Annotated in this window: 9 protein-coding genes, 1 tRNA gene and 1 pseudogene; 4 read left to right on the top strand and 7 right to left on the bottom strand. The window is 70.6% G+C overall.

Features of this window, described 5'->3' with window-relative positions; all coding sequences use genetic code 11:
• Nucleotides 1-344 (top strand): annotated as a pseudogene (locus tag ACEQZY_RS19755) (methyl-accepting chemotaxis protein); the annotation flags it as partial.
• A 201-nt stretch (nucleotides 345-545) separates the two neighbouring features.
• Complete coding sequence (locus ACEQZY_RS19750) at nucleotides 546-3,029, top strand: methyl-accepting chemotaxis protein (RefSeq protein WP_370156636.1); 2,484 nt, start codon at nucleotides 546-548, stop codon at nucleotides 3,027-3,029.
• A 128-nt stretch (nucleotides 3,030-3,157) separates the two neighbouring features.
• Here the strand turns inward: ACEQZY_RS19750 and ACEQZY_RS19745 are convergent, their stop codons facing one another.
• From ACEQZY_RS19745 to ACEQZY_RS19735, 3 genes are all read right to left on the bottom strand, one after another.
• Nucleotides 3,158-4,381, bottom strand: coding sequence for a methyl-accepting chemotaxis protein (locus ACEQZY_RS19745; protein ID WP_370156634.1), 1,224 nt, complete (start codon nucleotides 4,379-4,381; stop codon nucleotides 3,158-3,160).
• 38 nt (nucleotides 4,382-4,419) lie between these two features.
• Nucleotides 4,420-4,998: a PAS domain-containing protein gene (locus ACEQZY_RS19740; protein ID WP_341705214.1), complete on the bottom strand. Its 579-nt coding sequence runs from the start codon at nucleotides 4,996-4,998 to the stop codon at nucleotides 4,420-4,422.
• A 410-nt stretch (nucleotides 4,999-5,408) separates the two neighbouring features.
• Nucleotides 5,409-5,484: transfer RNA gene (locus ACEQZY_RS19735), tRNA-Thr, on the bottom strand.
• A gap of 174 nt (nucleotides 5,485-5,658) precedes the next feature.
• Here ACEQZY_RS19735 and ACEQZY_RS19730 point away from each other — a divergent pair.
• Nucleotides 5,659-6,294, top strand: a complete 636-nt coding sequence (locus ACEQZY_RS19730; RefSeq protein WP_341705215.1) for a glutathione S-transferase family protein — start codon at nucleotides 5,659-5,661, stop codon at nucleotides 6,292-6,294.
• Nucleotides 6,295-6,318: 24 nt separating this feature from the next.
• Here the strand turns inward: ACEQZY_RS19730 and ACEQZY_RS19725 are convergent, their stop codons facing one another.
• Genes ACEQZY_RS19725 through hemC form a run of 4 tightly spaced genes read right to left on the bottom strand, consistent with a single transcriptional unit; the run spans nucleotide 6,319 to nucleotide 10,600 of the window.
• A complete protein-coding gene (locus ACEQZY_RS19725) occupies nucleotides 6,319-7,665 on the bottom strand; it encodes a heme biosynthesis HemY N-terminal domain-containing protein (protein ID WP_370156631.1) in 1,347 nt (448 codons plus the stop codon).
• A gap of 17 nt (nucleotides 7,666-7,682) precedes the next feature.
• Entirely contained in the window at nucleotides 7,683-8,876 is a 1,194-nt protein-coding gene (locus ACEQZY_RS19720) for a hypothetical protein (RefSeq protein WP_370156629.1), read from the bottom strand.
• The gene (locus ACEQZY_RS19715; protein ID WP_370156627.1) at nucleotides 8,873-9,655 is read right to left on the bottom strand and encodes a uroporphyrinogen-III synthase; all 783 of its coding nucleotides are present in this window, start codon (nucleotides 9,653-9,655) and stop codon (nucleotides 8,873-8,875) included. The genes ACEQZY_RS19720 and ACEQZY_RS19715 overlap by 4 nt, the downstream gene beginning before the upstream one ends.
• 30 nt (nucleotides 9,656-9,685) lie before the next feature.
• Nucleotides 9,686-10,600 (bottom strand): hydroxymethylbilane synthase, encoded by a 915-nt coding sequence (hemC, locus tag ACEQZY_RS19710; RefSeq protein WP_370156625.1) that lies wholly within the window; start codon nucleotides 10,598-10,600, stop codon nucleotides 9,686-9,688.
• A gap of 125 nt (nucleotides 10,601-10,725) precedes the next feature.
• Here hemC and tsaD point away from each other — a divergent pair, with 125 nt between their 5' ends.
• Nucleotides 10,726-11,808, top strand: coding sequence for a tRNA (adenosine(37)-N6)-threonylcarbamoyltransferase complex transferase subunit TsaD (gene tsaD, locus ACEQZY_RS19705; RefSeq protein WP_370156623.1), 1,083 nt, complete (start codon nucleotides 10,726-10,728; stop codon nucleotides 11,806-11,808).
• The last annotated feature ends 2 nt before the right edge of the window (nucleotides 11,809-11,810 follow it).

The following is an 11,810-nucleotide window of genomic DNA, read 5'->3' as shown; positions in this document are numbered from 1 at the left end:
AGGCCACCGGGCTCGACCAGATCAACACGGCTGTCGGCAGCATGGACGAGATGACCCAGCGCAACGGCGCCCTGGTGGAGGAGACCTCGGCCTCGGCCCAGGCGCTCAGCAACCAGGCCGGCGAGCTGGCCCAGCTGGTCAGCTTCTTCAAGCTCGACCAGACCGGCGGTGCCACCGCCCCGGTGGCGCCCGCCGCAGCGAAGCCCACCGCGCCGAAGCCGGCCGCAGCAAAGCCGGCTGCGCCGAAGCCGCCCGCCCATCCGCCGGCCCCGGCAGCAAAACCCGCCGCACCGCCGGCCCCGGCTGCTGCTGCCGGCGGGGATGACGAATGGCAGGAATTCTGAATCACGGCCGCCGTCAGCAGCGCGTCGGCGCATGGCCTGGCATTCCTGTAACCAGAGGTAGTCCGACACGCATCGCAGGGCTTTGTTAAGCATATTCCACACAGGATGACGCTGCCGCTGCGGCAGCGTTCAAGGGTTGCATTCCCGCGCAATCCGGCGGCAGACTCCGGTCACGGATATTCTGTGTGGGGGGACGCAAGAATGCGGCTCGGAATTCGGTTCAAGCTTTTTCTGGCAATCGGCGTCATCGCCGCGATGGCGGTGATCTCCAGCCTGATCTCGTTCGGCTTCTTCACCCAGGTCGGCAGCGCGCTGAGCATGGTGACCGAACGCAGCATCCCGGCCGTCTCTTCCGCGCTCACCCTCTCGGCCCAGAGTGCCGACCTCGCCGCCTCGGCGCCGGCCCTGGCCTATGCCTCGGCCGATGGCGAGCGCAAGGCCGCCATGGGCAACCTGGAAGGCAAGCTGGTACAGCTCGAGCGCACCCTGGCCGCGGTGAAGAACACCGATGCCCCCGAAGACCTGCGCAAGGAGGTCGAGGACAACGTCAAGACGCTGGCCAGCGGCATGCGCGACATCGACAGGGCCGTGGCCGAGCGCGTGGCGATCAAGGACAAGCGCGTCGCCCTGACCAAGGCACTGACCGACAACCATTCGCAGTTCCTGATGCTGGCGCAGCCCACCGTCGACCAGGCGGTGATGGACATGACCATGGAATTCGAGCTGGTCTCGCGCTCCACCGGCGCCGGCACCGGCGAGATGATCCAGAGCATCCTCGACAAGCAGGTGGCCGGCGCCCGCGCCATGCAGGACCTGGTCGCCAAGGTGAACCAGGCCCAGGGCATGCTGGCGGTGGCCGCGCAGGCCGAGGGGGTCGGCGAGATCGAGCTGATCGAGGTCGAATTCACCAATGTGAAGGCCGAGATGCTGCGCGGCCTGGAAACCATCCAGGCAACCTATCCGAACACCGACGTCGAAAAGCTGGTCAAGGGCATCGCCGCCATCGGCGAGGGCGACAATAGCCTGTTCAACACCCGGCGGCAGGAACTGGCGGCCGTCGCCAAGGCGGTTGCCACGCTGGCCGAAAGCCGCAACACCGCCACCTGGCTGGCCGATGCCGTCGACCGCCTGGTGCAGTCGGCCCGCGACGCCACCGAGAAATCCACCGGCGCCTCGATGACCGCCATCCGCATCGCCCAGACCAGCATGGCCGTGATTGCCGCGATCTGCCTTGTCGCCGCGGTGGTGATCGGCTGGCTGTATATCGGCCGCCGCGTGATCGATCCCATCGTCGGCACCACCGGCACCATGGGCCGGCTGGCCAACAAGGACTGGGAGGCCGAGGTGGTCGGCCTCAAGCGCACCGACGAGATCGGCGACATGGCCCGTGCCGTGCAGGTCTTCAAGGAGCAGGGCCAGGAAGCCGACCGCCTGCAGGGGCAGATCGAGAGCGAGCGCAAGACCCGCGACGAGGAACGCCGCGCCCAGCAGGCGCTGCTGAAGGAATCGGTCGGCGGCATCGTCGCCGCGGCCAATGCCGGCGATCTGGCACAGCGCATCGATACCGGCCGCCTCGAAGGCGTGATGCGCGAGCTGGGCGACGGCGTCAACACCCTGCTGGGCACGGTGGACCGCGCGCTCGGCGATCTCGGCACCATGCTGCACAAGCTGGCCGACGGCGACCTGACCCACCGCATCCGCAGCCAGTATCAGGGCGTCTTCGCCAAGCTGGCCGGCGATGCCAACCAGGTCAGCGACCGGCTGGCCGACACCATGTCGGGCCTGGCCGATGCCGCCCGCCTGGTGCGCGATGCCTCGGCGGAAATCTCCACCGGCAGCCAGGACCTGGCCCAGCGCACGGAAAGCCAGGCCGCCGCACTGGAACAGACCGCCGCCTCGATGCATGAGGTGACGGCGACGGTGAAGCAGAATGCCGACAATGCCCAGGCCGCCAACCAGCTGGCCACCGCGGCGCGCGACACCGCCGAGAAGGGCGGCGGCGTGGTCGAACAGGCGGTCTCCGCCATGACCGGCATCGAGGACAGTGCCCGCAAGATCGGCGACATCGTCTCGCTGATCGACGAGATCGCCTTCCAGACCAACCTGCTGGCGCTGAATGCCTCGGTGGAAGCCGCGCGCGCAGGCGAGGCCGGCAAGGGTTTCGCCGTGGTGGCCCAGGAAGTGCGCGCACTGGCGCAGCGCAGCGCCAATGCGTCGAAGGACATCAAGGGGCTGATCCAGACCTCCAATGCCCAGGTGCGGGCCGGCGCCCAGCTGGTCAACCAGGCCGGCACATCGCTGACCGAGATCGTCACCTCGGTGAAGAAGGTCAGCGACATCGTCGCCGAGATCGCGGCAGCCAGCACCGAACAGGCGCGCGGCCTCGAGGAAGTGAACGGCGCCGTGGTCAACATGGACGAGATGACCCAGCGCAACGGCGCGCTGGTGGAAGAGACCAATGCCTCGGCCCAGGCGATGGCCGACCAGGCCCGCCAGCTGGCCGAACTGGTCGGGCATTTCCGCATCGGGGACGGCACGGCGGACAGCGCGGAAGCGGACGCGGCGGACATCGCTGCCGGTGACGACGCCATCGATGACGATGCCGGGGATGCCGATGCCGGGGATGCCGATGCCGATCCGGATGCCGGCGAGGATGCCGAGGCCCATCGCGATGCCGCCGACTGACGGCGGCAACTAACGGCCGGCGCCTGGCGCCGGATGGAACCGGGCCGGTCCGCAGGGACCGGCCCTTTTTCATGCGTCCTGTCTCATCCGTCCTGTCTCATGCGTGCCGCATGAAGCGGACGGAACGCTCAGAGCCGGCGGATATGGGCCAGAAAGTCGCGTACCCGGCCGCCAAGCTGGTCGGCCTGGACATGCAGCCCGTCGACGGCGCCGCTGACCGCGCTGGCGGCTTCGCCGGCGGCGCCGGCGGCCGTGGTGATTTCATGGACATTCGACGACACGCTCTCGATGCCGGCGGCGGCATCCTGGATGTTGTCGCTGATGTTGTTGGTGGCGCCCGACTGTTCCTGCACCGATTCCGTCATGGTGCCGACCCGCTCGTTCAGCGTGTCAGCCTGGCTGCGGATGATGTCGATGGCCGCCACCGTGTTGTCGGAAGCACGCTGGATGGCACCGATCTGGTCGGCGATGCTCTTCGCCGCCTCGGCGGTTTTCTGCGCGAGGTTGCGCACCTCCTGCGCCACCACGGCGAAACCCTTGCCGGCCTCGCCTGCGCGCGCGGCTTCCACGCTGGCATTCAGTGCCAGCAGGTTGGTCTGGAAAGCCACCGACTTGATGAACTCGACCACCTCGTCGATCTTGCGGTTGGCCGAGGTCAGTTCCTCGACGGCGCGGGTGGCGCGCGCCACCTCCTGCGCCACGGCCTCGCTGGAGGCGCGCGATTCCGTCACCTGGCGGCTGATCTCGGAAACCGAGGCGGAGAGCTGTTCGGCAGCGGCGGCCACGGCCTGGGCGTTGGTGGTCGACTGGCTGGCCGATTGCGACACCGACTGCGCAGTGCCATGCACCGCCTGGATCTCGCGGGTCATGGTGGCGGCGTTCTGATACAGGATCCGGGCGGAGTCCTGCACCGCGGAAACGATCGAGCTGACCTCGTTCTCGAACTGGCCGGCCAGGGCCTGGCGCTCGGCACGGGCCTGGGCTTCCATCGCCGCGCGCTGTTCGGCGACCTGCTGTTCCAGCCGCGCAGCGGCTTCCGCCTTGTCGCGCATGGCTTCGCGGGCCCTGTTGATCACCTCGGCACCGCGACGGAAATCGCCCAGCATGCCGCGCAGCAGGAAGGGGCGGAAGAACTTGCCCTCGGCGGCATAGGTCAGCGAGGCACCGGATTCGCGGATGAAGGCGTCGGTGCGGTCGAGCAGACGGTTCAGCGACTGGGCGATTTTCGCGTAGGGCCCCAGCTCTTCGGTGCTGACGATCCGGGCCGACAGGTCGCCCGCCGCCGCGCGCTCGCAGACTGCACCGATTGCCTCAAGCGTTTGCTGCCGGCGGTCCTTGCCGAAAAGACTCATGATCCTCTTCCTCCGATTGGAATGCCGCCGGCCGCGGGTCAGGCCGCGATGCCCGGACGCGGCGATCTGCCGGCGCCGGCATCCAGCGAGAAGACGAATTCCTCGTAGCTCTGGCCGCGCTCGGCCAGGATTCCGTGCAGCAGCGCATAGCCGGCCGCCTGGCCCTGTTTGCGGTCGGGCGCCGCATTCTCCGCCTCCAGCAGGCGGCGGTAGAGCGGCTCGATCTGCGCCAGCGCCGCGCGGTCCGGCCGGCGGCGGCTGGAATGATAGCCGTCGATCTGGCCGTCCCTGCCGTAGCTGGGGGTGACATGGGCGAAGACCCAGTAATGGTCGCCGTTCTTCGCCATGTTCTTCACATAGGCGAAAATCTCGCGGCCCGCGGCGATGGTCTCCCACAGCAGCTGGAACACGCAGCGCGGCATGTCGGGATGGCGCACGATGCTGTGCGGCTGGCCGGCCAGTTCCTGTTCGCTGTAGAGGCCGACCTTGCAGAAGACATCGTTGGCGTAGAACAGCCGGCCTCTGGCGTCGGTCTTGCTGACGATGATCTCGTCTTCGCCGAAGCTGCGTTCGGTGCCGGTCGGGGCCGGCTTCACTGTCGCTGCTGGTACTGCCATGTCCTGTCCTCACCACCGCGGCCGGAATACGCCGCGGAAATCGCGCCGGGGCTCAGTCGCCGGCCTCCTGCATGCTGCGCGGCCGCACCGGACGCCATGACGCAGATCAACCGGTCGGTAGCGTGCCGCCATCATGTCCACCCGCCATGATGCGCGGCCACAGCTGCCCCGGATGCCAGGGCATGGGCCGTCGCCGCATATTCGTCATTATGCAGACGATTTTTGTGGTTTCCACCGCCAGCCCCGTATCCGGTTCCGGTTTTTCCGCCCGCCATGCAGATTCCCGGCCGGGCGGCGCGGCCGTCCTTACTTCCGCGCGCAGGCTGCCCTGCCACATGCCCGATCGCGTGCGGCCGCAGGACGATGAATGGAAGCAGGCAGGAGAGAGGGGGGGAAGGCGAAGGAAGGGGTGGTGCCGGCGGAGGGACTCGAACCCCCGACCTCGACTTTACGAAAGTCTTGCTCTACCAACTGAGCTACGCCGGCACGGCACTCGCCCGCCGGTTGACCCGGGCGGGAGGCGCGCGGAAAATACGGGCCCCGGCGGCGCTTGGCAAGCCGCAATCCCCGGCCAATTTGCCCGCCGGAGTGACGGCCAGCCAGAGTAGCGACCAGGCAGGGGGAACGACCAAGCAGGACCAAGCAGGGGGATCGTGCCGCATGGCCGCCGCGTACACGCTTTACGGCAGTTTCCTGTCCGCTCCGACCTACAAGGTCGCCCTGATGCTGACCCTGTGCGGCCAGGCTTACGATTACCGCCATGTCGATCTGGCCAAGGGCGAACACAAGACGCCGGATTTCCTGCAGCTGAACCGCTACGGCCAGGTGCCGGTGCTGCGCCATGGCGCACTGACGCTGTGCCAGTCCAACACCATTCTCGAATACCTCGCCGAGGGTCCCGGCAGCAAATTCGCCGGCAGCGGCCCGACCGAGCGCCAGCGCATCCGCGAATGGATGATGTGGGAGACCGACCGGCTGTATCCCGGCATCAACCGCACCCGCTTTTTCGAACGCTTCGCCAAGCCGGACCCGGCGGTGACCGACTTCATGCGCAAGGTGGGCGAGCAGGCCCTCGGCGTGCTCGACGGCCTGCTCGACGGCAAGCGTTTCCTGGTCGGCGAGCGGCCGACCATTGCCGATCTCTGCGTGTTCGGCTGCCTCGCGCATATGGCCGAGGCGCGGTTCGATATCGGCCACTGGCCGGCCGTGAAGGCGTGGTGGGAGCGCGTCACCGCCCTGCCGGGCTTCCTGCTGCCCTACGACCTGCTGCCCAAGGCCGACCGGGACGCCGCCTAGGCGGCCGGCAGCGCGGGGTTCCGCTCAGCTTTTCTGCGGCCCCGGCAGCAGCGGACGCGGCGGCTGAGCCAGCGGTGCGGTCTCGCCCAGCGCGGTCGGGTCCAGCGCATCGAAACGGCCGCAGGCCGGGCAGAGCGGTGCCCAGCCGGCATGGCCGGCACCGCATTCGCCGCATTGCCACAGGCTGCCATGGCCGGCATGGGCCGCCGCCTGCGCGCGCCAGTGATCGGCGGCCGCCGCATCGCCATCGCCCTCCTCGGCCAGCCGCGCCAGCAGGCCGGCCCCCCAGCTGCCGGTATAGCCGCCGCCCTGCAGGTCGCCGCCCAGCGCCGTGCGGGCCGCGGCGAAATCGCGCGCCTGCAGCGCCGCGGCCGCCACCAGCAGCCGCGTCTCCGGCGCCTGCGACTGATCGGCAGCGAAATCGCGGGCCCGCGCCACCAGCGCATCGGCGGGCGTCTCCTGCTGCAGCGCCAGCCAGGCCTCGGCATAGGCCTCCGCCGGCTGCCGCGCCCAGGCCCGGCGCAGCGCGCGCGCCGCCGCCTCGCGGGTGGCGGCACTGTCGGCGGCCCGCGCCATCAGCACCGGCGGCACCGGATGATCGGGCAGCGCCTTCATCGCCTGTTCGGCCAGGCGGAAGGCGGCGCGCAGGTCGCCGGCAGCCAGGGCGGCCGGCACTTCCGCCATGTCGAGCCGCGCCGCCAGCTGCTGGATCGCCGTTTTCGTGACGGCTTTTTTCTTCCGCGCCTGATCGAGCCGGCGCCGCGCGCCAGCCCAGTCGCCGGCCTCGACCAGCAGCTGCAGCTCGGCCTCGGCGGCAAAGGGCGAGCCGGGGCGCAGGGCCGAGGCCCGCGCCGCATAGCCCAGCGCCGCGTTGCGGTCGCCGCGCTGGCGCGCATCGGCCAGCAGGCCGCGCAGGCCGAGGAAAGCCGTGCCGGGATCGTCGCTGAGCGCGGCAAAGGCATTGCGCGCGCCATCGGCATCGCCGCCGAGCTGCGCGGCATGCGCCGCCAGCAGGCGCGCCAGCGCCGGGTCGTCGAGCTGCTGGCTGGCACGGGCGGCCAGCTTCATGGCGCGGTCGGGTTCGCCGGCCGCCACCGCCACCATGCCGGCGGCGAAATGCGCATAGCCCTTTGCCTGCCGCTTCAGCCGGCGGCGCTGCGGCAGCGCGGCAGCCCAGGCGAGAATCCAGGTGACGGCGAAGAGGCCGGCCGCCAGCAGCACCGCCAGCAGGGCCAGCAGCGGCGCCGGCATCTCGACGATCCAGCCGAACCAGCTGAGCCGCACGCGGCCCGGCTGGTCGGCCAGCCAGGCGGCAAGGCCGGCCAGCGCCATCAGGAGAACGAGGAACAGTCCGGTCCGCAGCAGCCGCATCTCGCCGGGTCCCGGGCTCAGGGTGACGCGAAATGCGCCTGCAGTGCACCGGCCATGCGGCCGAGCACGGCATCCAGCGCCAGGCGGGCTTCGGCCTGGCGCCGCCAGCCGGCCAGCGCCGGCACCGGGGTCATGCCGTCCAGCGCCGCGATGGCGGCGGCGAGATCGCCGGCCTGCAAAGCCGCCTCGGCCGCGGCCAGCTTGCCGTCCGGCGTGGCCATGTCCGGCGCATCGGCGCGGCGGATGCTGACCAGGCCGGTCATCTTGTCGATGGCGCGCTGCCACCAGGGCCGCGCCGCATCGGCGGCCGGATCGGGCGCGCGGAAGGCGGCGCCCTGTGCCGCCGCCGCCGCCGGGAAGGCCGCCAGCAGGGCAGCCGGCGCCGGCACGCCGCTCTCGGCGAAGGGCTGCAGATCGGCAAGGCCGGCGCGCAGCGCCTCGCCGGGCTGGCCGGCGGCCTTTTCGGCCAGCGCCGCCAGCACCGGCAGTTCGGCGGCAAAGCCTTCGCCGCGCCGGGCGCGGTCGCGCAGTTCGCTCCAGGCCAGCAGCTGCTGCACCGGTGCGCGCAGGGCCGCCGTGCGGTTGTCGTTGACGGCGCTGAGCCGGGCATCGATCTCGTCCATGCGCTGCTGCATGACGATGCGGCCGGCGGCCTGGGAATCCCGCGCCTCCTGCAGGGCGGCCACCGCCGTCTCCAGCGCCGCCAGCTTGGCGTCCACATTCTGCTGGCGCGCCTGCATCAGCTGCTGCATCTGCGCCTGCAGGCCGGTGGACAGATCGGTCAGCTGCTGCGGGCTGACAGTGGCCGTCGCGCCATCGGCCGGCGTGACCTGCTGCAGCCGTTCGATACCGTCGCCCAGCGCCACCAGCCGGCGTTCCAGTGCGTCGATGCGCTGTGCCAGCTTCTGCGTCTCGGCGGCGGCAGCCGGCGGTGCGGCAGCGGGCGATGCAGCGGGCGGCGGGGCGGCAGCCGGTGCCGCAGCCTGAGCCGGCGGTTTCGTGCCGCCGCCGGTGAGCATGGCGAGATCGAGGCGGCCGCTCTGCCACAGATGCCAGCCGGCGGCGATGACGATGCTGGCAACAATGGCCGCGGCCAGCAGCAGGGCGACGCGCAGGCGACGGCGGCGGGCGGCGGCGCCAACCGGTTCAACCTCGGCGTCGATGATCTTTTCGCCGCTGCCGCCCGGGCCGGTTTCGCGCGTTTCGCTCATGCCTGCTCCACTCCATCCTCTCGGCCGGTGCCATGGCCGTCGCCGGTATCGTCCGCCCGCGGCGGTGCCACCACGCCGACGCCGGGCAGCGACAGCAGGTCGGCCTCGCGCGGCCGCGCCGCCACCTGCACCGCGCGCCAGGGCAGTTCCGCCACCGCCTGTGCCACATTGGCGCTGAGACAGGCGGCCACGGCGGCGGTTGCGCCGCCGGCACAGCCGGCCGCCCGCACAAGGGTAACAAATGTCGCCGCCGTGCGGGGAGAGAAAAACAGCACCGCGTCATAAATGCCCATGGCAAAGGCCGCGGCAACCGGTGCCGGCAATGCGGTGGCGGCCTCCGCCGTATACAGCGTGATACGCCGCACCGTGTAATCCTGTGCCTGCAGCAATGCCTGCAGGTCGCCGGCCAGCGTTGCGCCCGCCGCATGCAGCAGGATGCCGTCCTGCGGCCGCCACCGCGCCTGCACCAGTGCGGCCAGGCTGTCGACATCGCCGCCGGCCGCCTGCACATCGGCGAAGCCCGCCGCCCGCGCCGCCGCAGCCGAAGCCTCGCCGACGGCGAAGACGCTGAAGTCGCGGCGCGCGGCATTGGCGGCAAAGGCGCGCACGCCATTGGCCGAGGTGAACAGCAGCGCCGCGACGCCATCCAGCGGCAGCGGCACATCCCGGTGGATGCGGATCGCCAGCAGCGGCGCGCAGTCGGCGGTGATGCCGCAGGCCTGCAGCGCCTGCTGCAGCATCTGCGCCTCGGCTTCCGGCCGGGTGATCAGCACGCGCATCGCAGTCTCCCGTCCCTGCCCGTCACGGCATCAGACCGTGAAGAAGTCCGGACCGATGCGGCCCTTCAGCTCGGCGCCGGCATCGCGGCCCATGCTGATGCCGTCGGCACGGCTGCCATGCCGTTCGGTTTCCATCAGGTCGCTGCCATCGGGCCGCGCGATGGCAGCGCGCAGATGCAGCCGGTCGCCGTCGAGTTCGGCCAGGGCGGCGATCGGCGTGCGGCAGGAGCCGTCGAGAATGTCGAGCAGCATGCGTTCGGCCTCGACACGCAGCCGCGTATCGGCATCGTCCAGCGGCGCCAGGAAATCGCGCACGCGGCGATCGCTCTCGCGGCATTCGATGCCGATGGCGCCCTGGGCCACGGCGGGCAGCATGTCGCCGACCGACAGGACATGCATGCCCGCCGGCGCGATCTTCAGGCGGTGCAGGCCGGCCAGCGCGAGGAAGGTGGCGGCGACATCGCCCTCTTCCAGCTTGCGCAGGCGCGTCTGCACGTTGCCGCGGAAGGTGACCACCGACAGATCCGGGCGCCGTGCCAGCAGGAAGGCCTTGCGCCGCAGCGATGCCGTGCCGACGGTCGCACCCTGCGGCAGGCCGGCGAGTGTGGTCGGCCGCGTGGCCAGCAGCACGTCGCGCACATCCTCGCGCGGCAGATAGGCAACGATGGCGAGGCCGGCAGGCAGGCGTGTCGGCATGTCCTTCATCGAATGCACGGCCAGATCGATGCTGCCGTCGAGCAGGGCTTCCTCGATCTCCTTGGTGAACAGGCCCTTGCCGCCGGCCTCGGCCAGGCTGCGGTCCTGGATGCGGTCGCCGGTGGTCCTGATGATGCGGATGGCGATCTCCGGCTCGCGCAGGCCGGGATGCGCCGCCAGCAGGCGTTCGCGCGTTTCGTGCGCCTGCGCCAGCGCCAGCGGCGAGCCGCGCGTGCCGATGGTCAGCACAGGTGTTCCGGGATCCACTTTCCGCCCGCCGCGCGCCGATGGCGCCGGCCTCCCTTGCTGCAATCTCGTCATAATGATAGGCCTAACCGGTACAGTCGACATTCAGCCAACCGGCCCCGGAGCCCATGTACGTTCTCGGCATCGAGACCAGCTGCGACGAAACCGCCTGCGCTGTCGTCCGCGACGACGGGCCGGCGGCCGCCGATCCGGCGCGCCGCATCGTCAGTCATAGCCTGTTCTCGCAACTGAGGGAACACGCGCCCTATGGCGGCGTGGTGCCGGAAATCGCCAGCCGCGCCCATATCGAGCATCTGGACGGCCTGGTGGCGGAAAGCCTGTCGGCGGCCGGGCTGAAACTCGCCGATCTCGACGCCATCGCCGCCACCGCCGGGCCCGGCCTGATCGGCGGCGTGATGGTCGGCCTGACCACGGCGAAGACGCTGGCCTGGGCCACGGGCAAGCCGCTGATCGCGGTGAACCACCTGGAGGGCCATGCGCTGTCGGTGCGGCTGGCCGCCGATGTGCCGTTTCCCTATCTGCTGCTGCTGGTCTCCGGCGGGCATTGCCAGTTTGTCGCCGTCGAGGGCGTCGGCCGGTACCGCCGGCTCGGCACCACCATCGACGATGCGGCCGGCGAGGCCTTCGACAAGACCGCCAAGCTGCTGGGGCTCGGCTATCCCGGCGGCCCGGCCATCGAACGGCTGGCGAAACAGGGCAATGCCGCGCGGTTCGAGCTGCCGCGGCCGCTGTGGCGCAAGCCGGGCTGCGATTTCAGCTTCTCCGGCCTGAAGACCGCCGTGCGGCTGGCTCTTGAATCCTGCGGCCCGGCGCCGAGCGAGCAGGACAGGGCCGACCTCGCAGCCAGTTTCCAGCAGACGGTCATGGACGTGATCCTCGACCGCGCCCGCAATGCCGTCGCCATGTTCGACGGGACATATGGCGCCGCGCGGAAGCATTTCGTGGTGGCCGGCGGCGTTGCCACCAATGCGGCCCTGCGCGAAGGGCTGGTGGCGCTGGCGGAAAAGAGCGGCATGCATTTCACCGCGCCGCCGATGAATCTGTGCACCGACAACGGCGCGATGATCGCCTGGGCCGGTCTGGAACGGTTCCGGCTCGGCATCACCGACAGCCTGGAGGCGCCGGCCCGCGCGCGCTGGCCGCTGGACCCGCAGGCGGAGGCGCGGTCCGGCGCCGGTGTGAAGGCGTGAGC

This window comes from Ferrovibrio sp., assembly GCF_964218355.1.
Lineage (GTDB): Bacteria > Pseudomonadota > Alphaproteobacteria > Ferrovibrionales > Ferrovibrionaceae > Ferrovibrio.
Note: the sequence above shows the minus strand (reverse complement) of the source record. Positions and strands in the feature narration are given on the sequence as shown.